Raw genomic sequence first — 22272 nt, forward strand, 5'->3', positions numbered from 1 at the left:
GCCGAGGCGCCCCGAGGAGAGCCGCAGCCCATGACGTCGACGCCGACCCCCGCGCGCCGCTCCAAGATCACCCCGGAGCGGGAGCAGGAGTTCTACGACGCCGTCCTGGAACAGCTGCGCGAGCACGGCTACGAGGCCCTGACGATGGAGGGCATCGCCGCCCGGGCCAGCTGCGGCAAGTCCACGCTCTACCGGCAGTGGAGGACCAAGCCCCAGCTCGTGGCCGCCGCCCTGCGCTCCGCCCGGCGGGGCACCCTCGCCGCGGTGGACACCGGAACCCTGGCGGGCGACCTGCGCGAGGCGGCCCGGGTCGCGGCCGGCACCTCCGGCCGCGACACCCGGCTGACGCAGGCCCTCGGGCACGCCGTGCTCAGTGACGAGGCCCTCCAGGCCGCCCTGCGCGAGGCCCTGGTCGACCCCGAACTGGCCGCCTTCGACGCGATGGTGGAGCGGGCCGTGGCCCGCGGCGAGATCGCAGCGGACCATCCCGCCGTGGAGTTCCTGCCGGCCCAGCTGATGGGTGTGCTCCGCATCCGGCCGGTGCTGGAGGGCCAGTACGCGGACGCCGACTACCTGATCCGGTTCGTGGAGGCGGTCATGCTCCCGTCCCTGGGGCTCGCGCCCGAGCGCCCCGCCCGGCGGACGGCCGGCCAGGCCCCTTGAACCGGCGGGCCGTCGTCCCGGTGACCGGACGGCGCCCCGCCCGCGCTGCCTCGTGGGGACGGCGGCAGCGCGCCACCCGGACCGGGCGGCGGCCACTCACCCCAGTGGCCGCCGCCCGCTCCGAGCGGCCCCGCGGCGCTCTCCGCCGCATTCAGCGGACCCCGCCCATGACCCGGGTGAACTCCTCCGGGTCGACTTCGAAGCCCTCCAGCCGTACGTCGAACGACCAGGCGCCCGAGGCGTCCCGGGTGAACTCGGCGACGGTGGCCGCCGTGGCACCCGGCACGTCCGTGAAGTCGCCCTGGGCGAGGTCGGTGTGGCCCTCCCGGATCCGGAACCCCGTGCCCGCGACATCGGCGAACGTCTTCGCGCCGGCCGCGCCGCCGCCCGCTGCGGCTCCGGGTTCCTGGATGACCACGCCGATCACCACACGCCCCCTGTCGGGGGACATCCGGTGCAGTTCGACGGTCATCACCTCGTCGAAGCCGAAGCCCTGGCCGGTGTGGCTGTCCCGGTTGAGGGTGATGGTCCCGTCCGGCGACCGGCTGCCGAAGTGCACGAGTTGGACGGGGGTCCCGTGCGGATCCGCGGCTGCGTAGACCGCGGCGACGATGTCGAGGTCGTTCGCGGGCGTGCCGGCCGGGCTGGGGTCCCACCGCAGCGCGATCTCCACCTTGGCCAGTCCTTTGCGTACACCGGTCACCGAACTCCCCCTTCGTTTGCGGGTATTGCCCGCCCATGATCCCACGCGACGCCCGTCCCGGCCCGAACGGCCGTACGTTCCCGGCCAGTCGGTCGGGATCGGGCCCCGCACACCACCCCGCGGGCGTCGGCACCGCCGGCCGGGCCCGGCCGCCCGGCACACCGGCCCCCGCCGGCTACCAGTCGCCGTCCTGTACGGGCTTGCCGGGCCTGGGCGCGGTGCCGAGCGGCTTGACCTGGCCGGGGGCCGGCTCCACCCACGGTGCATGGTCGTCCCCGAGCCACTCACCCACCGGCTTGACCCCGCTCAGGGCATCGGTCGGCGCAAGATCGGCGGCCGAGTCGTCGTAGTAGTCGAACCAGGGCAGCCCGGCCCTGGTGTAGGCGGCCCGGTCGACGGGCGAGGGCGGAGCCTCCTCTCCGGTGATGCGGCGCCACGCCGGCGGGGGCACCAGGTGCACGAAGACCCGCGCGGACGGCTCCTCCGCCCAGTCGGACAGCGGGCGCTCGTCCCGGTAGACCTCCTGGTGCATGCTGCCGCCGACGCCGAGCCCCATCGCGGGTGCCGCGGGCGGCCCCGACCTGCCTGCGGGAGGCGCCGAACGGGGCGCCGCGGCCGGCGCGGGCGGAGCCATCATCGGCGCGGGGACCGGGCCGCCGAAGCCCCCGCCGCCGGGCGGGCCCCCGTAGAACCCCTCGGCCCCGCCCGGCGGCGGGGGCGGCGTCAGTCGCGCCCGTTCGGCCCGCCGCCACTGCGCCAGCGCCTCGCGGCCCAGTGGAAACGCCTGCAGCTGCACGCCGCCGGTGGTCTCCTCACCGGTGACCTGCCCCTCGACCGTGGCGCCGAGGCCCAGCGGCACGGCGACGAACTGGCGCACCGTGCCGTCCCCGGAGTTGATCCCGTCCAGCCAGGGCTGCCGGGGCAGCACCACGTAGTTCTGCGGGGTGCGCGCCAGGCGGCCGCTCCACCGCTCGCCGGAGACGGCGCAGACCTTGCCGACGCCGACCTGGAGCGCGGTGGGCGTCCGGGTCCCGCCGAAGCTCAGCCACATCGCCTCGCGCAGGTACACGGGCAGCATCACGCCGCCCTTCGCCAGCCACTCCGGCGGAACCGTGTCGGGATGGTCCTCGACCCTGCGCAGCGGGAATTCACCCAGCCCCGGGGGCAGTGAATGCGTTCCGGATTCGGGCAGGCGCAGGGTCCGTATGAACCGGATCTGCACCCCTTCTCCCAAAAGCAGCGCATTCCCGTCCACGCGTACCGAACCTGTTCCCACACCCGCCCCTTTCTGCTGGTCAAACCCGGTTCTGCCGAAGAAATTGCGGCTGAGCCGGATCGTTATCCTCAAGTTTTGCTCAAATGTAGTGACGCTGCGGCCGCCCTCTTCCTAGCTTCCTCGTACACGTCTCGACGTGTCGTACGTTCTCGCGGTTCCACACGCCCGGCGATCCCGGTGACGCGTCCCGCGTTCCCCCAGGAAAGAGTGCAAGCATGAAGGTTCCCCAGGCCGGCGCGGTCGCCGCAGTGATCGCCCTCGCCCTGACCGCCTCCGGGTGCGGTGGCGGAGACGAGGACAAGGGGACCCTTCCCATCGGCATCAAGTTCGACCAGCCGGGCATCGGCATGCGGGAGGCCGGTGGCACCTTCACCGGCTTCGACGTGGATGTCGCCACCTACGTCGCCAAGGAGCTCGGCTACGCGCCGGAGCAGATCGAGTTCAAGCAGGTCCTGAGCAACGACCGAGAACTGCTGCTCCAATACAACGAGGTGGAGTTCGTCGTCGCGAGCTACTCGATCAACGAGAAGCGCAAGGAGAAGGTCGACTTCGCCGGGCCGTACTTCGTGGCCCACCAGGACCTGCTGACCCGCGCCAACGACACCTCGATCACGAAGCCCGAGGACCTCAACTCGAAGACGATGTGCTCGGTGACGGGCTCCACCTCCGCCGAGAACCTCAAGAAGAACCTCGCCCCGAAGGCGGCGCTTCTGGAGCTCGGCGGCTACTCGGACTGCGTCGTCGCCCTCCAGGAGGGCCGCGTCGACGCCATGACCACGGACAACTCGATCCTGGCCGGGTACGCCGCGCGCAAGGGCAACGAGGGCAAGTTCAAGCTGACCGGCCAGAGCCTCAGCAACGAGAACTACGGCATCGGGGTCAAGAAGGGCGAGAAGGACCTTCAGCGCAAGATCAACGACGCTCTGAAGAAGATGGTCCAGGACGGTTCCTGGGAAGCGGCCGTGAAGAAGAACTTCGGCGCGAACTACAAGTACGAGCCGGCTCCGGCGATCACCACCGGCAGCTGACGCCCCTGGCTCGGCCGGCCGGGACCCCGCTGTCGAGGGGTCGCGGCCACCCGTGCGTTCCGCCCCGGGTCAGGCCACGGGGGCCTTGCCGCGCAGCACGGTCAGGAACTCCCTCATCCAGCGCGAGTGGTCGGGCCACGCCCGGGCCGAGACCAGGGTGCCGTCGACCACCGTCTCGGAGTCCTCGAACTCCGCCCCCGCGGCCTTCATGTCCAGTGCGAGCGCCGGGTAGGCGGTCACCCGGCGGCCGGCCAGGCCACCTGCCGCGGCGGTGATGAGCGGGCCGTGGCAGATCTGCGCGATCGGCTTGTCCGCTTCCGCGAAGGCGGCCAGGATCCGCCGCACCTCGGGGTCGTTGCGCAGGTATTCGGGAGCCCGCCCGCCCGGGACGACCAGGGCCGCGTAGTCCTCCGTCACCACGTCCGTGAAGGCCAGGTCGGCCGGCCAGGTGTAGCCCGGCTTCTCGGTGTAGGTGTCGAAGCCGTCCTCGAAGTCGTGGACCACGAAGCGCAGCTTCTTGACCTGCGGTGCCGCGATGTGGACCTCGTACCCCTCCTCGCGCAGACGCTGGTACGGATACAGCACCTCCAGCGACTCGGCCGCGTCGCCGGTCACGATGAGGATCTTCACTGCCATGGGCTGCTCCAGGTAGGGCTGATCACGGTTCGGGCCGGCCCCGCCGGGGCCACCGCTACCCTGCCCGCGACAATCGGGGCGCACACCCGGGCTTCCACGTCCCGGACACATGTTTTTTGCCTGATGGGCACATGACAATGCGATCCTCTTGCACGCCACCTGATCCCCCGCCGATTCCCCGGGCGGGGACGGTGCGTACGGAGAGGTACCCCCCACCCGATGAGAATCTCGCGCCTGACCCCCTGGGCGGCCGGCCTCGCCGCCGTCGCCCTGGTCGCCGTACCGGCGGCCGCGTCCGCCGGCCAGCAGGGCACGACCCCCGGGGCCGCCCCCGCCGCGGCCGCCTCCTACGACGCGTACTACGCCTCCGCCGAGGGCAAGACCGGTGCCGCGCTGAAGGCGGCCCTGCACGACATCATCAAGACGCAGTCCAAGGTCACCTACGACGGCGTGTGGAACGCCCTCAAGGTGACCGACCAGGACCCGGCGAACCCGAACAACGTCATCCTCCTCTACTCCGGCCGCTCCCAGTCGAAGTCGTCGAACGGCGGCGGCGCCAACGACTGGAACCGCGAGCACGTCTGGGCGAAGAGCCACGGCGACTTCGGCACGGCCACCGGCCCGGGCACCGACCTGCACCACCTGCGACCCGAGGACGTCACGGTCAACAGCACCCGCGGCAACAAGGACTTCGATCTGGGCGGCAGCGCCGTGGGCGAGGCCCCGGGCAGTCTGACCGACGCGGACTCCTTCGAGCCCCGGGACGCGGTCAAGGGCGACGTGGCCCGCATGCTGCTCTACATGGCCGTCCGCTACGACGGCGGTGACGGCTTCGCGGACCTGGAGATGAACGACAGGGTCAACAACGGCTCCGCCCCGCTCTTCGGCCGGATCAGCCTGCTGAAGCAGTGGAACCGGGCGGACCCGCCGGACGCCTTCGAGCAGCGCCGCAACCAGGTCATATTCGACGTGTACCAGCACAACCGCAACCCGTTCGTCGACCACCCGGAGTGGGTCGACTCCATCTGGTGACGCCGGGCGGCCCGGATCGGCGGCCTCCGGGGGTGACGCGCGCCGGGCCGGGTGTTCGCAGGCGACAGCCGCGGACCGGGCCCGCCGTCGGCAGCCCGCGGAGGCATGTCGCTCAGAGGCGGCCGGCGAGGGCCTGGAACTCGGACCACGGCAGCTGCGGCGTCCGCGCGTCCCACACCTTCTGCGACAGCGCGGCCAGCGGCATCCGGATGCCGGCCGCCACCTGGTCCTGGGTCTGCGCACCGGACAGGTCGGCCCATACGGCGAGGCGCCCGCCGAGGATCTGGCCGTCGTAGGAGGCCGGTACGGCGGTGGTGCCGCGCAGGACCAGCGGGGTCCACTGCTCGTAGATGCGCCGGCCGGTGGGGTAGGTGAACTGGTTGGGCTCGCCGAGCACGTAGTACAGGTACTCGTCGTTGAGGTTCACGAGCTTGCGGCCCTCGCGCAGGTACTCCAGCGGCGGGCGGGCGCCGATCTCCTTGCCGGTCCAGTACTCGACCTGGATGTCCTTGGCAGCGCTGGTGACCCCGCCGGCGAAGAACCCGTCGTTCCACGCCTTGAGCGCCTTGCCCGACGGGCGAACCACGGCGGCGCGGTCGTTGAGCCACCCCGTGGCCAGGTCCTGCACCCGTGCCGAGGGCCCGTAGCGCTGCTGCGCGGCCCGTGCGAGCTGGGGGAAGGAGGCCTGCGGGTCGCGGACGACCAGCGCCTGGTACTCGTCGGCGCCCAAATGCCAGGCCCCGCCGGGGAAGAGCGGCCGGTACTCGCGCAGCAGCTCGTCGATCAGCTTGGCGGAGGCCGGGTTGGATATGTCCACCGCCCCCTTGACGGCCCTGCCCGTGACGTCCCGCAGCTGCAGGTCCGGGTGGGCGCGCAGCACCGCGCCGAGGTGTCCGGGCGAGTCGATCTCCGGGACCACCGTGATGTGGAGCCGGGAGGCGAGCGCCGTGATGTCGCGCACCTGCGCCTTGGTGAGGTGCGGGGTGGAGACGATCTCGGGGTGGCTGTCGGACTGGATCCGGAAGGCCTGGTCGTCGGAGAAGTGCAGGCCGAGCTGGTTGAGCTTGAGGTCGGCCATCTCGCGCAGCCGGCTCTTTATCCACTCGGGTGTGAAGTGCTTGCGCGCTATGTCGAGGTTGAGGCCGCGCTGGGGCTTGGCCGGGGCGTCGCGCACGGTGCCCTCGGGGGCCGAGCCGGAGGCGCGCACGGCCTGCTTGAGGGTGCGCGTGCCGTAGAAGACGCCGGCTTCGTCGGGGGCGTTGATGCGTATGCGGCCGTCCTTGACGGTGAGGGTGTACGACTCGGGGCGGTCGGCGCCCTCGACGGACAGCGCCACGTCGCCGGCGCGCGGCGCCGCCGACTCGCCGTAGGTGATGCCCAGTTCCCCGGCGAGCAGCCGGGCCTCGTCCGAGAGCGCGGCCGTGTCGCCCTGTGCGACGACGACGCGGGCGCCGGGGGCGGGCTTCCAGCCGGGGCCGCGGGCCGGCTCGTGTTCGCGTACGGCCGGGATGGTGCGCGGGGCGGTGGACAGGGCGTAGGTCGGGGAGGGGGCCGGCGGGGTGGGGGCCGCGGCCGGGGCGGTCGTCGCGGGGGCGGTGCCCTGGGCCGTGGGGCTGGGGGCGCGTACCTCGTCGGAGGCGGCCGTGCATCCCGGGAGGGCAAGGGTGGCCAGCACGGCGGCACCTGCCGTCGCGATGGTGTGGACCCTTCTGCGCTTCATCGGCTTCCGCATCGTGCGCCCGTGTCCCCCGTACCAGACCAACGTGGCACGGGGGACGCGGGCGCGCGACCCGGCGGTCTCAGACCAGGGCCTCGAGCGCGGCGGCGGCGAAGGCGTGGTCCTGGTCGGGGGCGCCGCCGCCGACGCCCACGGCGCCGACGAGCCGGCCGTCGCGGTGGACGGGCAGCCCGCCCGCGATGAACAGCAGGGGGCGGTCCAGGGCGGTGGGCAGCGTGTGGAACGGGCCGTCGGGCCGGACGGCGTCGACGAGGTCGGCGGTGGGCGCGTTCAGCTGGAGGGCCGTGTAGGCCTTGCGGGTGCTGGTCTCGCCGGAGATCAGTACGGCGCGGTCGTCGCGCCGGAAGGCGAGCAGGTGTCCGCCGGCGTCGAGGACGGTGACACTGACCGTGGCCCCCGCCGCCTCGGCGGCGGTCGTGGCGGCCGCGACGAGCTGTTCTGCGTCCAAGGTGCTCAGGGGCGCGACAGCGGTGGGCGTGGGGGTGAGGGTGGGGGTGGACATGCGGTTTCTCCTTGCGTGGTGGACAGGGGTCGATCAGTGGCGGGCGGGTGCGGCGGCGGCCTCGCGGACCGCGGCAGCGGCGACCACCCGACTGTGCGGGTCGCGTACGGTCGTACGGCGTTCCAGTGCGCCGGAGACGAGGGCCAGCGCCAGGGCCGAGGCGGCGAGCGCGGCGCCGACCCAGTTGGGGGCGGTCCAGCCGAGGCCGGCGGCGATCACGAGCCCGCCGAGCCAGGCGGCGAGGGCATTGCCGAGGTTGAAGGCGCCGATGTTGACGGCGGAGGCCAGGGTGGGCGCGCCGACGGCCTGGTCCAGGACGCGCTTCTGGAGCGGGGGCACCGTCGCGAAGCCGAGGGCGCCGATGAGCACGATGGTGACGGCGGCGCCGGCCTTGGTGTGGGCGGTGAGGGTGAAGACGGCGAGGGTGACGGCGAGGGCGCCCAGTGAGACGTAGAGCATCGGCATCAGCGCGCGGTCGGCGTAGCGCCCTCCGATGAGGTTGCCGGCGACCATGCCGAGGCCGAAGAGGACGAGGAGCCAGGTGACGGAGGAGTCCGCGTATCCGGCGACGTCGGTCATCATCGGGGTGATGTAGGTGATCGCCGCGAAGACGCCGCCGAAGCCGAGGACGGTCATGGCCATCGCGAGCAGCACCTGGGCATTGCGGAAGGCGGCGAGTTCGCTGCGGATGCGCAGCTCGCCCCCGGGCCGGGGCAGCTCGGGCACGAGGCGGGCGATACCGAGCAGGCCCGCGACGCCGAGCGCGGCGACGATCAGGAAGGTGACGCGCCAGCCGAGGGTCTGTCCGACGAGGGTTCCGAGGGGGACGCCGACGACGTTGGCGACGGTCAGGCCGGTGAACATCATGGCGATCGCGCCGGCCTTCTTCTCGGGGGCGACGAGCTCGGCCGCGACGACCGCGCCGATACCGAAGAAGGCTCCATGGGCGAGCGAGGCGACGACCCGGCCGGCGAGCATGACGCCGAAGGCGGGGGCCAGTGCGGAGAGCACGTTGCCCGCGATGAAGAGGCCCATGAGCAGCATCAGCATGCGCTTGCGGGGGATGCGGGTGCCGAGCACGGTCATGAGGGGGGCGCCGAGGACGACGCCGAGGGCGTATCCGGTCACCAGGAAGCCGGCGGTCGGGATCGAGACGCCGTAGTCGGCGGCGACCTCGGGGAGCAGGCCCATGATCACGAATTCGGTGGTGCCGATCCCGAAGGCCCCGACGGCGAGGGCGAGGAGTGCGAGAGGCATGGGAGGTGCCCTTCAGGGAGGTGGTGCGGGTGCGGCCCGCACCCATCGATGCTGCCGCCGCTTACGTGCGTCCACATTAATTGCACGCGCGGGATATTTGCAAGCGCGGGCTATTGCGATGGTGGCATACCCTGGTGGTCACACGCCCGCGCGGCACGCTTCGACGCTTCGATGGAGGAGCCCATGACGGCCACGGACAGCGCGCTGACCGCCCTCTCCCAGGGCTGGTGCGCACTCTCGCTCCTGCACGGCCGCATCGAGGCGCACATCGAACGGGCCCTGCAGGCCGGGCACGGCCTCAGCGTCCGCGAGTACTCGCTGCTCGACGTCCTCAGCCGTCAGCACGACGGGCCGGGCGGACACCTGCGGATGCACCAGGTCGCCGACTCGGTGGTGCTCAGCCAGAGCGCGACGACCCGGCTGGTCAGCAGGCTGGAGGACCGCGGCCTGCTGAACCGGTACATCTGCGACACGGACCGGCGCGGCATCTACACCGACGTGAGCCCGTCCGGCCTGGCCCTGCTGGCCGCGGCCCGCCCCACGAACGACACCGCCCTGCGCGAGGCCCTGGACGAGGCTGCGGGCAATCCCGAACTGGCCCCCCTGGTGGCGGTCGTGGAGAACCTCCGCAAGCCGTAGGGGGCGCCTTCGCCCGGACACCCCGTCGGGCCTACCGCCCGGGGGGCGGGGGGGACGAGACGACGGCCGCCCCCGGCATGGTGGACGAGCTCTGCGAAGGCGTCACCGATCCGGCCCGCTGCGGGGACGCCTGAGCCGTCGGGCCCGCCGACCGGGTGGGTCTCGCGGATCCGGACGGGCCCGCCGACGCGTCCCCGCCCAGGGGCGGGCCCGGCCTGCTCGGCGAAGGCGACGGCGGAGCCCCGGTGGACGGGCCCGGGGTCGTCACCCGCGGCGGGGTGGCGGGCAGCTGCGGGCCGGGCTCTGGGTCAGGGGCGAACAGCAGGTAGCCGACCCCGGCGGCCGCGGCCGCCGCCAGACCTGCGAGCGGCAGCGCGAACCGCCGCAGCCGCTCCACCGCGGGCCGCCGTCCCGCCCGCGCCCCCGGCGGGCTCGCCGGGCGCAGCAGGCGGACGTCGACGCTGTCGGCGCGAGCCTCGAGCGCCCGGCGCAGCCTGCGCTCCACGGGGCGCTCGCCCGGGTGTTCGCCGAGGCGTTCGCCGTCGGGCGTCATATCCGACCCTCCAGATTCCGTTCCAGCGCGTCCAGGCCGCGGCTCGCATTGGACTTCACCGCGCCCCGGCTGATCCCCAGGGTCGTCGCGATCTCCGCCTCACTGAGATCGGCCCAGTACCGCAGTACGAGGACCTGCCGGCGGCGGGGTGTCAGCCGGGCCAGCGCGGCGAGGACCTCGCGGTGTGCCTCGTCCAGGACCACATGGTCCTCGGCGGACGGTATGTCGACCGCCGGCGGCGGGGCCCAGGCCCGCGCGGTGCGCCTGCGGCGCAGGACGGAGCGCGCTGTGTTGACGACCGAGGTGCGCAGGTAGCCGAGGGCGTTGTCGACCTCGGCGATCTGCTCGCCGTGCCGCCGGTAGAGGGCGGTGAAGGCGTCCTGGACCACGTCCTCGGCGGTGGCGAGGTCGTCGACGAGCAGCACCGCCAGCCGGACCATGCCGAGCCGGTGAGCGTGGTAGAGCTCGGTGACGGTGGGCGGTCTCGGGCCCGCGCCGCCCGCGTGGTCGTGGTCGTGGGTGTGGGCGTGCCACGGCCCGTACGAGGGGGCGTACGCCGGGCCGTACGGCCGGGGGGAGACCCGCGGGTCGGTGGAGCGCTCGCGGCGCAGCCATGACCACAGGCCCCGCCACGCCCGGCCGGGACCGGGCGTGAGGGGGCCGACGGACGGTGCGAGGTGGAGCACGGGGTTCCTCAGCTGTTCGCGCGGCGCCGCACGGCGTAGAGGGCTCCGGCGCCGGCGAGGACCAGCCCGGTCGCCGCCGCCCCCATCGCGACGGTCGTCGCCGAGGAGCCAGTATGCGCGAGCTCGGCGCCCTCGCCCGCCTCGGGGGCGGCGGCGGGCGACGAGGGAGAGGCGCTGGGCTCGGCACCGCCGCCCGCGGCACTCGGGGAAGCACTGGGGGCGGCGCTGGGGGACGCGCTGTTCCCGTCCTTGCCGGTGCTCGACGGGGTGCTGACCGAAGGAGCGGGCCGGGGGCCGCCCTCGCCGGGTGAGGCGCTCGCCGGGAGGCTGACCGACGGGGCGGGCGCGGCCGAGCCGCCGCTCGCGGCGTACGCGGGGCCGGCCAGGGCGACGGCCGTCCCCGCGGCGGCTGCGGCGACGGCCGTGCGGCGGACGGCCGGGTGGACACGCTTCAGGTTCTTCACGGTGGTTCTCCACGGTCGGGTCGGGGGTGCGGGACCGCGCCCCTTCACCCCCGCACGACGCGCGACCGTCCGGCAGGTTGCCGCCGCTGCGGAAAAACTTTCATCCGCCATCCGTCAGACCGCCCAGGGCCGTGCCCAGGGTGGCGATGCCGTCCTCGATCTCCCCCGCGGTGCCCGCCGCGTAGCCGAGGATCAGGCCCGGCGGGCCGGGCCGGTGGCGGTGCCAGGACAGCGGGTGGGTCTTGACCCCGAGGTCGAGGGCCGCCGAGGCCAGGTCGGTGTCGTCGAAGCCGGCGCCGTCGAAGGTGACCGTCAGGTGCAGGCCGGCGGCGGCTCCGTGGACCCGGGCCCCCGGGAGCCGTTCGGCGACGGCCCGGAGCATGACATCCCGGCGGCGCCGGTGGCGGCGCCGGACGAAGCGCAGGTGCCGCTCCAGCTCGCCCGAGTCCATGAGCCGGGCGAGGACCAGCTGGGCGAGGACCGGATTGCCGAGGTCCGCGTAGCGTTTGGCGGCGGCCACCGCGTCGCGCAGGTGCGGCGGGACCAGCAGCCAGCCCAGGCGCAGCGCGGGCGCGAGGAGCTTGGACACGCTTCCGGCGTAGCAGACGCCCTGGGGCATCAGGGCGCGCAGCGCGGGGACGGGCGCACGGTCGTAGCGGTGTTCGGCGTCGTAGTCGTCCTCGATGACCAGCCCTCCTGCGGCCGCCCAGGCGAGCAGGTCGCGTCGGCGCTCGCCGTCGAGGACGACCCCGGTGGGGAACTGGTGCGCCGGGGTGAGCAGGACGGCCTCGGCCCCGCTCGCCCGCAGCGCCGCCACGTCCAGCCCGGCCTCGTCCACGCGGACGGGGACCGTCTCCATCCGCCCGTACTCGAGCTGCTGCCGGGCGCCGAGCGAGCCGGGGTCCTCGACCGCGATCCGGCGCACGCCCCGCTCGCGCAGGACCTGCGCCAGCAGCCCCAGGGCCTGGGCGACGCCCGCGACGACCACCACCTCGTCCGGATCGGCGCGGATGCCGCGGTTGCGGGCCAGCCAGCCGACGACGGCCTCCCGCAGTGCGGGCGCGCCCTGCGGGTTGCCGTAGCCGAAGTCGGCCGGGGTCAGATCGGCGAGCACCCGGCGTTCGGCCTGGATCCAGGCCGAACGCGGGAAGGCGGTCAGGTCGGGGACCCCGGGCGAGAGGTCGATCCGGCAGGGCACGGCCCGCAGCGCGTCGACGAGGCCGCCGCGGTCCGGTGCGAGGGACGGAGCGGCGGGGACGGCGGAGGGGGGCGGGGCGGCGACGACGACCGTCCCGCCGCGGCCCCGGCCCGCCACCTGGCCGGTCTCCGCCAGCCGCTGGTAGGCCTCGGTGACCAGCCCGCGGGAGACCCGCAGTTCGGCGGCGAGGATCCGGCTGGCGGGGAGCCGGCTGCCGACGGGCAGGGTGCCGTCGGCAATGGCGGCGCGGAGCCGGCCCGCCAGCCAGTCGGTGCGGCCGCCGGCCGGCGCCTGGCCGATGTCGAGTTGGAGGAAGTCGGAGCCGCTCGGGCTTTTGGACCCCTGGACCGCACCCTCATTGGACCTGCTCATGAGTCCATTGTGGGGACACGCTGGACCGCATGCAGACAACCACCCCCACCTCCCCCTCCGGCGCCTTCCGGGACCTGGCCCCCGGTGTCGCCGGGATGGCGCTGGTCGGCAGCAGCGTCACCGTCTCCCACGCGCTCGTCGACGCCCCGCTGTTCGCCGTCCAGTCCGTGCGGTACGCGGCCGCCGCACTGCTGCTGTTCGCCCTGGCCCGGGCCGCCCGGGTGCCGGTGCTGCGGCCGCGCGGCCGGGAGTGGCTGTGGCTGGGCGGGATCGCTGCGACCGGCCTGGTGCTGTTCAACGTGGCGGTCGTCCGCGGGGTGGCGCACGCCGAACCGGCCGTCATCGCCGTGGCGGTGGCCTCCGTACCGGTGCTGCTGGGGGTGATCGGGCCCTTCCTGGAGAGGCGGCGGCCGAGCCTGCGGGTGCTGCTGGCGGCTCCGGTGGTGGTGGCGGGCGCGGTGCTGGTCCAGGGCACGGGCCGGACGGACGCCGCCGGAGTGGCCTGGGCCGCGCTCGCGCTGGCCTGCGAGGCCGCCTTCACGCTGCTGGCCGTACCGGTGCTGCGCCGGCACGGCGCATGGGGGGTGTCCGTCCACGCGGTGTGGCTGGGGGCGTTGATGCTGGCAGGCCTCACGGTGCTGTTCGAGACGCCTTCGGACCTGGGGTCGCTGCGGGCCGGCCAGTGGGCGTCGGCCGGCTACCTCGCCGTGATGGTGACAGCGGTGGCGTTCCTCCTGTGGTACCGCACGGTGGCCGCGGTGGGCGCGGGCCGGGCGGGCCTGTTGACCGGGGTCGCGCCGCTGGCCGCGGCCGGCGCGGGGGTCCTGGCCGGCGGCCCGGTCCCGGGCCCGGCGGTGTGGCTGGGCATGGTGGTGGTGGTCGCCGGCCTCGCGGTGGGGCTGCGTCCGGCCCGCGCGGCGGTGGAGCCCGCGCGGGCGCCCCGTACCGGCCGGGTGGGCGGCGGGAAGCCCGCGCCTGCCGCCCCGTGAGGCGTCCTGGCCGCCTCGGCGGTCAGGGCCTGCGCCGGGCGTAGCAGAACAGGTGCTCCTCGGGGCCCGCCAGGCCGTCGGCGGGCTGGAACACCGCGGTGTGGTGGTGCAGTACCTCCAGGCCGCGGTCGGCGAGCCGGACCAGGTGGTCCTGGGTGGAGAGGCTGCTGACGGTGACCTCGTGGCCCATCCACTCGATGTCCAGGCCCCGGATGTCCCCCGGCACCGTGGCCATCACGAAGTAGCCGCCGGGTGCGGTCCACGAGGCCATCCGGTCCAGTGCCGCCGCGACCTCGGGCTGGTCCATGACCAGCAGCGGGAAGAAGGAGCACACGGCGTCGAAGGCGGCTGTTCGCGGCGTGTAGGTGCGCACGTCGGCCTGTTCGAAGCGGGCTCCCGGGACTCTGGCGCGGGCCAGGGCGACCATGGCCGGCGAGACGTCGATGCCGGTCACGTCGCAGCCGGCGCGGACCAGTGTCTCGGCGGTGGGCCGCCCGGTGCCGCTGCCCACGTCCAGTACGCGGGCTCCCGCGGGCAGCCGGGCGGTGAGCCAGTCGAGGGCCTCGATCTGGCCCGGGACCGGGCCGAACACTTCTTCGTAGCGCTCTCCCAGAGCGTCGAACACCTCAGCCGCCGACTTGCGTCGACTCATCGGGCCGCCCCCTTCGCCTGCGGAGCAACCACCGTACAGGGAAGGTCAGGTGGAGGCGGGGACGAGGATGACGGCCGTTCCGTAGGCACAGACCTCGGTCCCGACGTCGGCGGCGTCGGTGACGTCGAAGCGCATCATCAGCACGGCGTTCGCGCCGCGCGCCTTCGCCTGTTCGACGAGCCGGTCCATGGCCTGCTTGCGCGTCTGGACCAGGGTCTTGGTGAGGCCCTTCAGCTCGCCGCCGATCATCGACTTCAGTCCGGCGCCGATCTGGCTGCCCAGGTGGCGGGAGCGCACGGTGAGTCCGAAGACCTCGCCGATGACGCGCTCGACCCGGTAGCCGGGGACGTCGTTGGTCGTCACGACGAGGACGCCGCTCTCGTGCGCGCCGGCTCCGCCGCCGTAGTCGTCGATACCCATGGGACCCACTCTTGCTCCGCCTGCCCCCACCCGCATCCGGGAAGCCCCGCGGCCGGGGCATTCGGGCGGCCGGAGCCTCTCCGGCGACCTCGCCGGGCACGGCGCCGGGTCGAACTCGTCGGCGGCGGTCCGGCCGCGTCGCCCGGCGCCGTTCCGTCGCTGCTCTGCCGGCCGCCCGGCCGGCAGCGGCCCTGTCCCCCGGGGTCCCGCTGCGCGGCCGTGCCCGTACGGGGGCGGGCACAGCCGCCGCACGGGCCCTGTCCCCCGGGGTCCCGCTGCGCGGCCGTGCCCGTACGGGGGCGGGCACAGCCGCCGCACCCAGGTGGACAGGTTGGGCATATCGGGCTAAAAGCCGGTGAGTCATCGGGGCTGCGGGTCCGGCCCTCGTCATAGTCGTCCGTGGCAGCCGCCTGTTGCCATCCCGCGCCGCGCGCAGCGGCCGGTCGGACGTCTTCACAGAGGAGTCGGCTCATGCTGAAGCCCACCGGAACCATCCTCGCTCTCGCCGCAGGAAGCCTGGTTCTCGGTCTGGTCGGGGTGGGCGCCGCCGTCGCGGACGAGGGCCCGCAGGAGATCATCGTCGGCGAGGGTCCCGCGTCCGCCCAGCCGGGCGGATACCCGTACGACAAGTACGCGTTCGGCAGGGTCGTCTCCAGGGGACCGCTGAAGGTCCGCAGCAAGCCGACCACCGCTTCCCGCGCGATCGGCCAGGTGAAGCCGAACAGCAGGGTCGAGATCGAGTGCAAGAAGTACGGTGAGAAGGTCGACGGGAACCGCATCTGGTACCGCCTGCACGTCGAGCGCGAGGACTGGGAGAACGGCTCCGGCCGCGAGGAGCGCCAGGACCCGAACCGCGCGAAGGCGTACGAGAACGAGCAGTGGGTCTCCGCCCGCTACGTCAGGAACCTCTCCGAGGTGAAGTACTGCCGCTGACCCCGGTCAGTCCACCGGGCGTACGGAACGCGGTCCCACGCACCGCGCACCGTGCGCCCGGACCCGTTTGCGCAGTTCGCGGTCGGCCGTGACCACGACCACGGAGCAGCCGTCCCCCGCATGGGCCGCGGCCAGCTCCACGATCAGGTCGTCACCGCTGCCGGGCGCCGTCTCGACCCGCACGCCGGGCACGGACCCGACGCCGCGGGCGGAGCCTTCGACGACGAGGACGACCTCCTCGCCGTCGTCACGGGCGGCCAGCCGGTCACGCAGCCGTTCGGCCGCGCCGCGCCGGTCGCGCCACCAACCGTCCGGCACCGAGCCGACGACGTTCGCGGCATCGACGATCAGCACTTTCCTCACAAGGGAACTGTAGGGGCTGTCCGGCGGATCGCGGCCGGACAACCCCTGAGCCCCTAGAAGTCGCCGTAGTTGACCTGCCAGGTGGGCAGGCCCATGCGGCGCCAGATCGCGACGACCCGGTCGCGGTCGTCGAGCGACACCCGCACCGCGTAGCGGTGGCGCACGTGCGCGTCGAACAGCTCCGCCTTGACCACGTCGTCACGACGCGTGTCGCCCGCCGCGCGCATCCACAGCTCGTCGTACGGCACCTGGTGGCGGCGCAGCCAGGCCTCGGTCTGCGGCCGGTACTCCTCGCTGCGGCCCGACAGCAGCACGATCACGTCGCCGTCCGCACGCCGGAAGGCGTCCAGCGCCTGCCGCACCGGCTCGTTGAGCAGGTCGAGCTCGCAGCGCGTGAAGTCGTACGGCCCCCGGTCGCCGGTCAGCGCGAGCGTGCCGTCGATGTCGCACATCACCGCCGCCGGCAGCGCCGGGTCGGGGACGTAGGGCGTCACGGGCGGCGCGGCCACCGCGCCCGACCCGCCGTTCATCCACTCCGCCGTCAGACGCCAGCCGCCCTTGCGGGCGTTGCCGTGCTTCTCGGCCAGGATGCGGATGATCTCCTCGCCGACCTGCCGTTCGCGGGCGGCGTCCCGGCGCAGGCACTCCTCCAGCGGGACGTCGGTGAAGTCGTGCACGACGAAGGTCGCGAGACCGCCGACGGCCGCCTTCAGCCGCTTGGGGATGTTCTTGGTCAGGTGGGTGTTGTCGACGACCACGTCGAAACCGCCGTCGACGGCCGCGCGGACCGCCGCGTCCTGGACCGCCAGGACCGTCTGCTCGTGGGCGAAGCTGCGGCCCCGCCCGGGGTCCGGCAGGTCGAGCATGGCCCTCAGGTCGTCGAGGTTGACGCGCCGCATGCGGCCGCCGGCCTCGGCCTGGAGGGCGCGCGCGGCCGTCGTCTTGCCGGAGGCGGGCAGTCCCGTCATGACGTGGACGACGGGCAGCCGTGCCTCGGGCTCCGCGGGGCGGTCGGGCCGGTCCGCCGCCGGCGCCGGGATCCGCGGCGCCGCATGCGGGGCGCGGGCGGGCGCGGCGGCGGGCGTCCGCTTCTGCGCGGGCGCGGCGGCGGGCGTCCGCTCCTGCGCGGGCGCGGACCGGTCGCCCTGCTCGGGCACGGTCTTGTTCTCCTCGTCGGTGATGTAGGGATCTGCGGCGTCCGGCCGTACCTGGCGCCAGGTCGTGAGCTCGGTGGGCCGGCCGTCGAGCCGCATGAACATCGCCGGCCGGACGCCACGGTCGGGCAGCTGCGCGACCGCCCGGGCGAAGGCCCCCCGGTCGCCGGTCAGGTGAGCCAGGCCCGCGAAGGCCTCGTCGATGGCGCGCTCGTGGCGGGCGGCTGCCTCCTCCAGGCCGGCCACGACCTCGCGCACCCAGTGGTCGAATTCGTCGGGCACCTGCTCCAGGAGCGCGTCGAGGGGTTTTCCGCCCCAGGCGTCGATGTCGGCGACGGTGCAGTTCAGGCCCTGCGCGAGCTGCTTGGCGGGCAGGCCGGCGAAGCGCTGGATGCCGTGGCCGCGCCAGATGTCCCGCGCGGTCACGCCGGTGAGCACCTTGTGGAGCCGTACGTACTCGGACAGCTTGGCCTTGGCGCGCACGCCGGAGGCGAAGCGCAGGACGAAGCCCTCGGCATCCATGCCGTTGGCGGGGGCCCCGCCGGGCAGGGTGTTGGACTCGGTCAGGGCGAGCAGCTCGTCGAGGGGCATGGCGGGCCACGCCGTGACGACGGAACCCACCCCGCCCCAGTGGGCCGCTGCCTCGGCGAGCGGGACCTCGGCGCCGTCCGTCCGGAAGGCCGCGAGGAGGACGAGGTCGCGGCGGTCGCCGTAGTCGACGACGATGCGGTTCTGCGGGTACAGGATCTCCGCGAGGTAGGTGGTGCCCGGGTGGAGGGCAGCGGTGTCCGCACCGTCGAGCCGGCGCTGTGCCCAGGTGGCCTGGGCACTGGTGAAGGACCCCTTGGAGGCGACGCGCCAGCGGCCCGCGTAGTGGAAGACGATCGCGAGGCTGCCGTCGACCTTGTCGTACACCTCGAACGGCTCGTCGGGGAGGGCGGGGGCGTACGGCTGGCCGGACTCGTGCTCGCCGACGTTGAAGAACTTCGGCAGCGGCAGGGCGACGATCGCGCCGGTCTCGTCGTCGGCGACGAGACCGCGGCAGCGCGTGGTGACTTCGTTCCAGACGCGTTCGTACTGGGCCGTCCGCGTGTACGTGTAGATGGACAGCGGCAGCTCGGGGTGCGACTTGCGGGTCACGTATCCTGCGTCGATCGAGTCCGCCAGCGCCTGGGCGGGCAGCAGGTCATGCAGAGTCAGGGTCTCCTGGCTCATGGGGTCCTCCCGGTTCGAGATGGCTCATTCTCACCCGCGGGAGGGTGTGCCCGGTACTCAATTATGCCTGGTCGGGGCACCCCCCAAGCGGTTGATGTCCGCGGGCCGCAGGATGTGGCCGGGCACCTCGGTGCCGGGCGTGGCGACGGCGATCATGGCGCGGCCGAAGGCCTCGGAGGTGATGACGAGGTCCGGTGCGAACCTCCGCAGCAGCGGGACGAGCGGCGCGGTGACGGCGTAGAGCACGCGGTGGAGCCGGGTCCTGGACGGGACGCCGCGCACCGGCTGCACGATGCCGGGGCGGAACATGTAGGCGCGGAAGGGGAGTTCCAGCAGGTCGTTCTCGGTCCTCCCCTTGACGCGGGCCCACATGGAGCGGCCCCGCCCGGTGCTGTCCGTGCCCACTCCGGAGACGTACACGAAGGTCATTCCGGGGTTGGCCGCGGCGAGCGGGCGGGCCACGGCGAGGGTGAGGTCGTGGGTGACGCGCCGGTACTCCTCCTCCTTCATGCCGACGGAGGAGACGCCCAGGCAGAAGAAGCAGGCGTCGTGGGCGGCCGGGTCGACCCCGGCGGCGGAAAGGTCGGACGGGTCGTCCTGCACCCGCTCGCGCAGTTTGGGGTGGGTGACGCCGAGCGGGGAGCGCCCGACGGCCAGGACGCTGTCGACCGAGCCGTCGCGCAGGCACTCGCGCAGGACGCTCCGGCCGAGCATTCCGGTCGCGCCGAAGAGGAGGACGTTCACCCGTGGAAGCGTAGGCGCTGCCGGGCCTTCGCGCACGGAGGCGGGCGGGGTCGCGGGACCCGGCGGGACCCGGCGGGACCCGGGAGTCCTTGTGGGTCCCGCGGGGTCCTGCGACTCAGTGGGAGACGCAGAGTTCGTTGCCCTGGGGGTCGGCGAGGGTCGTCCAGGTGCTGGGGCCCTGGCGGCCCTCGTGGAGGTGCTGGGCCCCCTTGGCGACGAGGCGCTCGACCAGCTCCTTCGGATCGTCGTCGCCGGTGCGGACGTCGAGGTGCACCCGGTTCTTGACGGTCTTGGCCTCCGGGACGAGCTGGAAGAGGATGCGCGGCGCGCCGTCCAGCCCCTCGGGGTGGCGGATCGCCGCGCCCGTCTTCCAGACGAGGGTGCCGCGGTGGGTGGTGGTGTCGTCCTCGGTCGCGTGCCCCGCCGCGATCAGGCCGCGGATGAACTGCTCGTCGCTGGGTTCCACTTCCCAGCCGAGGGCGTCGGCCCACCAGTCGGCGAGCGGGTGCGGGTCGGGCGAGTCGATGGTCACCTGGAACGTGTACGCCATGCCGGGACCCTACTGACCGGCCGCAGGCCGCGCCACAGGAAGGGCGCCGTCACGCCGGTGGGACGCCCCGGCGGGGCGGGCGCCGGGCGGTGAGGTGGGAGGAGACGAGTACGGCGACGGTGACCAGCCAGGCCGCCACTGCGATCCAGAGCAGGAACTCCCCCAGCGGCACCAGCCAGGCGACGCCGGCGGGTTCGGCGACGGAGAGGCAGGCGGTGGCCGTCATGCCGAGGGGGAAGACGGTCGCCCAGCGGCGGATGTCGTAGCGCGGCCGGGGGTGGCGCAGTTCGGCGGCGAGCAGGACGGCGTACCACAGGAGGGACAGGGCGAGCGCGACGAGCGTGACGGTACGCAGAGCCGTGTGGGCCGAACCCGACCATACGGGTGACGCGGTGAGCCTGGAGCCGGCCAGGGCGCAGATGGAGAGCGCTCCGCCCGCCACCCAGTGGTCTCCGGCGCCCCCCACCACCTCGCGCAGGTCGAACCTGAAGAAGGCGGCCGCGTACAGCAGCAGTCCGAGGCAGAAGGCGGCCAGCGCCGCCCGGGCCAGCCAGTCCTGCCGACAGGCGGCGGCGAGCACCGCCGCGAGGACCGCGAGCCCCTGCGTGGCCACGCAGCCGAGGAAGGCACCTCCGGGCATGCGGCGGCGCCAGTGACGTACGACGTTGAACAGGAGACCGGGCCAGAGCACCGCGGCCAGCGCGAGCAGGGCGGCGGCCGCGGTCTGCCACCCGAGGAGGGAGAGACGGGTGCCGACGACGGTGGTCGCGGCGACGGCCGTCAGCGCGGCCGGGGTGTCGGCCTCGGCACGGAAACGCCCGCGGTCGCCCACGAGCCGGGCAGTGAAGTCGACGGCGAGTACGAGCCACAGGGCGACGGAGATGACCAGGGCGACCAACGACGACGCTTCGTGTCCCGTCATGTGCAGGGCGACGGAGATGATGCCCGTGGCCATGACGGCGGCTCCCGCCGCCGGCGGGAGCCCGGTCCACCAGCCCGGGCCGGGAAGGACGCTCACACCTACAGCGGACCCCAGGGGGCGGCGGGCCGCCAGCGGGCTGGGCCGACCGGCGTCCAAACCTCTTGCGCTGAAGATCAACGGAACGTGCGCGCGATGCACGGGGCGGGGGGCGGCCCCGTCCTAGGCTCGGGGTGGGACGAAGACCTGCCGGTCCGTCACAGGGGAACGGACCGGCGGGCCCCCTCGGCCTCCCGCTTCCGCGTTCACGCCCATCGGCCCCGACCTGCGTCCTACCGGCGTCCGGCACGGTGGCCGGAACTCGCGCTTGTCACTCCTGTTAGGGCTACCTAACCTATGGCTCGCTCGCGCTCGAGCGCGTTCGGCACGACTTCGGGACCCGTCCCCGACCGAAGGAGCCTCCCCCATTGAACGCACAACTCGACCACGCCCGGCCCTACGCCGTCGGCCTGTTCCGGATCGTCACGGGCCTGCTGTTCGCCTCGCACGGAGCCGCCTCCCTCTTCGGCGTCCTCGGCGGCGCCCACGGCGGCGGCACCATCGCGGCCGGCACCTGGCCCGGCTGGTACGCGGCCGCCATCCAGCTGGTCGCCGGCTCCCTGGTCCTCCTGGGCCTGGGCACCCGCGCGGCCGCCTTCGTCGCCTCCGGATCCATGGCGTACGCGTACTTCACGGTGCATCAGCCCGGCGCGCTCTGGCCGCTCCAGAACGGCGGCGAGGCCTCCGTGATGTTCTGCTGGGCCTTCCTGCTCCTGGTGTTCACCGGACCCGGCGCGCTCGCACTGGACTCGCTGTTCACATCGCGCACTTCGGCCCCCTCGGGGCACCGCGACGACACCCGCCCGGAGACCGTGACCGCCTGAGCAATCGATTCGTCGACAGCTCGACGGCCGATAGCCTGGGGCATATGGACGAACTCAACGGGGTGGAGATCGTCGGCTTCGCGGACGCCGAGGCGTTCGAGAGCTGGCTCGCCGAGCACCACACGCGCAAGGAGGGAGTGTGGATCAAGCTCGCGAAGAAGAAGTCCGGTATCGCGTCGGTCACCGATGACGAGCTCGTCGACATCGGGCTCTGCTACGGCTGGATCTCCGGGCAGCGGCGCTCCCTCGACGCTCTGCACTATCTGCAGAAGTACGTGCCGCGCCGGCCGAGGAGCCTGTGGTCGCAGGTGAACGTGGACAAGGTCGCGGCACTGACCGCCGCGGGCCGTATGCGCGAACCGGGGCTCGCCGAGGTGCGCAGGGCGCAGGCGGACGGCCGCTGGGTCGCCGCCTACGCCTCGCAGCGGACCGCGGGGGTTCCGGAGGACCTCGAGGCGGCCCTCGAAGCGCGCCCGGAGGCCCGGGCGGCCTTCGAGGCGCTGGACCGGACCGGGCGCTATCTGGTGGCACTGCCGCTGCTCCAGGCACTGACGCCGCAGACCCGGCAGGCCCGGCTCGAGCGGGCCGTGCGCCTGCTGGCCGGTGACCCTCCGCAATGAGCCGTTGAGCAAGTGGCCCGTTCGGCCGGGTGGGGCGGTGAGC

General features: G+C 73.7%; 25 protein-coding genes. 8 read left to right on the forward strand and 17 right to left on the reverse strand.

Features of this window, described 5'->3' with window-relative positions:
- The first annotated feature begins 30 nt into the window (after nucleotides 1-30).
- Entirely contained in the window at nucleotides 31-663 is a 633-nt protein-coding gene (locus ACZ6JS_RS21790; protein ID WP_469300068.1) for a TetR/AcrR family transcriptional regulator, read from the forward strand.
- A 151-nt stretch (nucleotides 664-814) separates the two neighbouring features.
- On the opposite strand, the gene ACZ6JS_RS21795 is transcribed toward ACZ6JS_RS21790, so the two are convergent.
- On the reverse strand, nucleotides 815-1366 hold the full coding sequence (locus tag ACZ6JS_RS21795) for a TerD family protein (protein WP_469300070.1): 552 nt from the start codon (nucleotides 1364-1366) through the stop codon (nucleotides 815-817).
- Nucleotides 1367-1541: 175 nt separating this feature from the next.
- Entirely contained in the window at nucleotides 1542-2642 is a 1101-nt protein-coding gene (locus ACZ6JS_RS21800; RefSeq protein WP_469300071.1) for a hypothetical protein, read from the reverse strand.
- 215 nt (nucleotides 2643-2857) lie between these two features.
- Here ACZ6JS_RS21800 and ACZ6JS_RS21805 point away from each other — a divergent pair, with 215 nt between their 5' ends.
- Nucleotides 2858-3670 carry a glutamate ABC transporter substrate-binding protein gene (locus ACZ6JS_RS21805; protein ID WP_469300073.1) on the forward strand — a complete coding sequence of 271 codons (813 nt, stop codon included), beginning with the start codon at nucleotides 2858-2860 and terminating at the stop codon, nucleotides 3668-3670.
- A 69-nt stretch (nucleotides 3671-3739) separates the two neighbouring features.
- Here the strand turns inward: ACZ6JS_RS21805 and ACZ6JS_RS21810 are convergent, their stop codons facing one another.
- On the reverse strand, nucleotides 3740-4306 hold the full coding sequence (locus tag ACZ6JS_RS21810; protein ID WP_469300074.1) for a DJ-1/PfpI family protein: 567 nt from the start codon (nucleotides 4304-4306) through the stop codon (nucleotides 3740-3742).
- 219 nt (nucleotides 4307-4525) lie between these two features.
- On the opposite strand from ACZ6JS_RS21810, the gene ACZ6JS_RS21815 reads away from it, so the two are divergent.
- Nucleotides 4526-5338: an endonuclease I family protein gene (locus ACZ6JS_RS21815; protein WP_469300075.1), complete on the forward strand. Its 813-nt coding sequence runs from the start codon at nucleotides 4526-4528 to the stop codon at nucleotides 5336-5338.
- Between the two features lie 112 nt (nucleotides 5339-5450).
- Here ACZ6JS_RS21815 and ACZ6JS_RS21820 read toward each other — a convergent pair whose 3' ends face one another.
- From ACZ6JS_RS21820 to ACZ6JS_RS21830, 3 genes are all read right to left on the reverse strand, one after another.
- Nucleotides 5451-7058: a beta-N-acetylhexosaminidase gene (locus ACZ6JS_RS21820; RefSeq protein WP_469300077.1), complete on the reverse strand. Its 1608-nt coding sequence runs from the start codon at nucleotides 7056-7058 to the stop codon at nucleotides 5451-5453.
- Between the two features lie 79 nt (nucleotides 7059-7137).
- Nucleotides 7138-7578 (reverse strand): GlcG/HbpS family heme-binding protein, encoded by a 441-nt coding sequence (locus ACZ6JS_RS21825; RefSeq protein WP_469300079.1) that lies wholly within the window; start codon nucleotides 7576-7578, stop codon nucleotides 7138-7140.
- Nucleotides 7579-7611: 33 nt separating this feature from the next.
- A complete protein-coding gene (locus tag ACZ6JS_RS21830) occupies nucleotides 7612-8835 on the reverse strand; it encodes an MFS transporter (protein ID WP_469300080.1) in 1224 nt (407 codons plus the stop codon).
- A 183-nt stretch (nucleotides 8836-9018) separates the two neighbouring features.
- Between ACZ6JS_RS21830 and ACZ6JS_RS21835 the strand changes: the two genes are divergently transcribed.
- A complete protein-coding gene (locus ACZ6JS_RS21835; protein ID WP_469300082.1) occupies nucleotides 9019-9474 on the forward strand; it encodes a MarR family winged helix-turn-helix transcriptional regulator in 456 nt (151 codons plus the stop codon).
- A gap of 31 nt (nucleotides 9475-9505) precedes the next feature.
- Here the strand turns inward: ACZ6JS_RS21835 and ACZ6JS_RS21840 are convergent, their stop codons facing one another.
- From ACZ6JS_RS21840 to pdxR, 4 genes are all read right to left on the reverse strand, one after another.
- The gene (locus tag ACZ6JS_RS21840; RefSeq protein ID WP_469300083.1) at nucleotides 9506-10027 is read right to left on the reverse strand and encodes a hypothetical protein; all 522 of its coding nucleotides are present in this window, start codon (nucleotides 10025-10027) and stop codon (nucleotides 9506-9508) included.
- A complete protein-coding gene (locus ACZ6JS_RS21845) occupies nucleotides 10024-10713 on the reverse strand; it encodes an RNA polymerase sigma factor (RefSeq protein WP_469300085.1) in 690 nt (229 codons plus the stop codon). Before ACZ6JS_RS21845 ends, ACZ6JS_RS21840 begins: the two co-directional genes overlap by 4 nt.
- An 8-nt stretch (nucleotides 10714-10721) precedes the next feature.
- Entirely contained in the window at nucleotides 10722-11177 is a 456-nt protein-coding gene (locus ACZ6JS_RS21850; protein ID WP_469300086.1) for an LPXTG cell wall anchor domain-containing protein, read from the reverse strand.
- A gap of 100 nt (nucleotides 11178-11277) precedes the next feature.
- Nucleotides 11278-12747, reverse strand: coding sequence for a MocR-like pyridoxine biosynthesis transcription factor PdxR (gene pdxR / locus ACZ6JS_RS21855; RefSeq protein ID WP_469300087.1), 1470 nt, complete (start codon nucleotides 12745-12747; stop codon nucleotides 11278-11280).
- A 29-nt stretch (nucleotides 12748-12776) separates the two neighbouring features.
- Here pdxR and ACZ6JS_RS21860 point away from each other — a divergent pair, with 29 nt between their 5' ends.
- Nucleotides 12777-13736, forward strand: a complete 960-nt coding sequence (locus tag ACZ6JS_RS21860; protein ID WP_469300089.1) for an EamA family transporter — start codon at nucleotides 12777-12779, stop codon at nucleotides 13734-13736.
- A gap of 22 nt (nucleotides 13737-13758) precedes the next feature.
- On the opposite strand, the gene ACZ6JS_RS21865 is transcribed toward ACZ6JS_RS21860, so the two are convergent.
- Complete coding sequence (locus tag ACZ6JS_RS21865; RefSeq protein ID WP_469300091.1) at nucleotides 13759-14388, reverse strand: class I SAM-dependent methyltransferase; 630 nt, start codon at nucleotides 14386-14388, stop codon at nucleotides 13759-13761.
- A 45-nt stretch (nucleotides 14389-14433) separates the two neighbouring features.
- Entirely contained in the window at nucleotides 14434-14808 is a 375-nt protein-coding gene (locus tag ACZ6JS_RS21870) for a YbjQ family protein (RefSeq protein ID WP_469300093.1), read from the reverse strand.
- 471 nt (nucleotides 14809-15279) lie between these two features.
- Here ACZ6JS_RS21870 and ACZ6JS_RS21875 point away from each other — a divergent pair, with 471 nt between their 5' ends.
- Entirely contained in the window at nucleotides 15280-15741 is a 462-nt protein-coding gene (locus ACZ6JS_RS21875; RefSeq protein ID WP_469300094.1) for an SH3 domain-containing protein, read from the forward strand.
- A 6-nt stretch (nucleotides 15742-15747) separates the two neighbouring features.
- On the opposite strand, the gene ACZ6JS_RS21880 is transcribed toward ACZ6JS_RS21875, so the two are convergent.
- From ACZ6JS_RS21880 to ACZ6JS_RS21900, 5 genes are all read right to left on the reverse strand, one after another.
- The gene (locus ACZ6JS_RS21880; RefSeq protein WP_469300095.1) at nucleotides 15748-16104 is read right to left on the reverse strand and encodes an NYN domain-containing protein; all 357 of its coding nucleotides are present in this window, start codon (nucleotides 16102-16104) and stop codon (nucleotides 15748-15750) included.
- A gap of 53 nt (nucleotides 16105-16157) precedes the next feature.
- Nucleotides 16158-18473, reverse strand: a complete 2316-nt coding sequence (locus ACZ6JS_RS21885; RefSeq protein ID WP_469300096.1) for a phosphatase domain-containing protein — start codon at nucleotides 18471-18473, stop codon at nucleotides 16158-16160.
- A gap of 57 nt (nucleotides 18474-18530) precedes the next feature.
- On the reverse strand, nucleotides 18531-19217 hold the full coding sequence (locus ACZ6JS_RS21890; protein WP_469300098.1) for a Rossmann-fold NAD(P)-binding domain-containing protein: 687 nt from the start codon (nucleotides 19215-19217) through the stop codon (nucleotides 18531-18533).
- Nucleotides 19218-19332: 115 nt separating this feature from the next.
- The gene (locus ACZ6JS_RS21895; RefSeq protein ID WP_469300100.1) at nucleotides 19333-19767 is read right to left on the reverse strand and encodes a VOC family protein; all 435 of its coding nucleotides are present in this window, start codon (nucleotides 19765-19767) and stop codon (nucleotides 19333-19335) included.
- Nucleotides 19768-19816: 49 nt separating this feature from the next.
- The gene (locus ACZ6JS_RS21900; RefSeq protein WP_469300101.1) at nucleotides 19817-20785 is read right to left on the reverse strand and encodes a tellurite resistance/C4-dicarboxylate transporter family protein; all 969 of its coding nucleotides are present in this window, start codon (nucleotides 20783-20785) and stop codon (nucleotides 19817-19819) included.
- 368 nt (nucleotides 20786-21153) lie between these two features.
- Between ACZ6JS_RS21900 and ACZ6JS_RS21905 the strand changes: the two genes are divergently transcribed.
- Both ACZ6JS_RS21905 and ACZ6JS_RS21910 read left to right on the forward strand, forming a co-directional pair.
- Nucleotides 21154-21609 carry a DoxX family protein gene (locus ACZ6JS_RS21905; RefSeq protein WP_469300103.1) on the forward strand — a complete coding sequence of 152 codons (456 nt, stop codon included), beginning with the start codon at nucleotides 21154-21156 and terminating at the stop codon, nucleotides 21607-21609.
- A 44-nt stretch (nucleotides 21610-21653) separates the two neighbouring features.
- Nucleotides 21654-22229 carry a YdeI/OmpD-associated family protein gene (locus ACZ6JS_RS21910; protein ID WP_469300104.1) on the forward strand — a complete coding sequence of 192 codons (576 nt, stop codon included), beginning with the start codon at nucleotides 21654-21656 and terminating at the stop codon, nucleotides 22227-22229.
- Nucleotides 22230-22272 lie beyond the last annotated feature (43 nt).

It is taken from the genome of Streptomyces sp. NPDC046349 (assembly GCF_055587885.1).

Excerpts from the sequence above, each read along its gene's own strand:
- ACZ6JS_RS21790 (WP_469300068.1), top strand. The coding sequence starts at position 31 with ATGACGTCGACGCCGACCCCCGCGCGCCGCTCCAAGATCACCCCGGAG.
- ACZ6JS_RS21805 (WP_469300073.1), top strand. The coding sequence starts at position 2,858 with ATGAAGGTTCCCCAGGCCGGCGCGGTCGCCGCAGTGATCGCCCTCGCC.
- ACZ6JS_RS21810 (WP_469300074.1), bottom strand. The coding sequence starts at position 4,306 with ATGGCAGTGAAGATCCTCATCGTGACCGGCGACGCGGCCGAGTCGCTG.
- ACZ6JS_RS21815 (WP_469300075.1), top strand. The coding sequence starts at position 4,526 with ATGAGAATCTCGCGCCTGACCCCCTGGGCGGCCGGCCTCGCCGCCGTC.
- ACZ6JS_RS21820 (WP_469300077.1), bottom strand. The coding sequence starts at position 7,058 with ATGAAGCGCAGAAGGGTCCACACCATCGCGACGGCAGGTGCCGCCGTG.
- ACZ6JS_RS21825 (WP_469300079.1), bottom strand. The coding sequence starts at position 7,578 with ATGTCCACCCCCACCCTCACCCCCACGCCCACCGCTGTCGCGCCCCTG.
- ACZ6JS_RS21830 (WP_469300080.1), bottom strand. The coding sequence starts at position 8,835 with ATGCCTCTCGCACTCCTCGCCCTCGCCGTCGGGGCCTTCGGGATCGGC.
- ACZ6JS_RS21835 (WP_469300082.1), top strand. The coding sequence starts at position 9,019 with ATGACGGCCACGGACAGCGCGCTGACCGCCCTCTCCCAGGGCTGGTGC.
- ACZ6JS_RS21840 (WP_469300083.1), bottom strand. The coding sequence starts at position 10,027 with ATGACGCCCGACGGCGAACGCCTCGGCGAACACCCGGGCGAGCGCCCC.
- pdxR (WP_469300087.1), bottom strand. The coding sequence starts at position 12,747 with ATGAGCAGGTCCAATGAGGGTGCGGTCCAGGGGTCCAAAAGCCCGAGC.
- ACZ6JS_RS21860 (WP_469300089.1), top strand. The coding sequence starts at position 12,777 with ATGCAGACAACCACCCCCACCTCCCCCTCCGGCGCCTTCCGGGACCTG.
- ACZ6JS_RS21865 (WP_469300091.1), bottom strand. The coding sequence starts at position 14,388 with ATGAGTCGACGCAAGTCGGCGGCTGAGGTGTTCGACGCTCTGGGAGAG.
- ACZ6JS_RS21870 (WP_469300093.1), bottom strand. The coding sequence starts at position 14,808 with ATGGGTATCGACGACTACGGCGGCGGAGCCGGCGCGCACGAGAGCGGC.
- ACZ6JS_RS21875 (WP_469300094.1), top strand. The coding sequence starts at position 15,280 with ATGCTGAAGCCCACCGGAACCATCCTCGCTCTCGCCGCAGGAAGCCTG.
- ACZ6JS_RS21885 (WP_469300096.1), bottom strand. The coding sequence starts at position 18,473 with ATGAGCCAGGAGACCCTGACTCTGCATGACCTGCTGCCCGCCCAGGCG.
- ACZ6JS_RS21895 (WP_469300100.1), bottom strand. The coding sequence starts at position 19,767 with ATGGCGTACACGTTCCAGGTGACCATCGACTCGCCCGACCCGCACCCG.
- ACZ6JS_RS21910 (WP_469300104.1), top strand. The coding sequence starts at position 21,654 with ATGGACGAACTCAACGGGGTGGAGATCGTCGGCTTCGCGGACGCCGAG.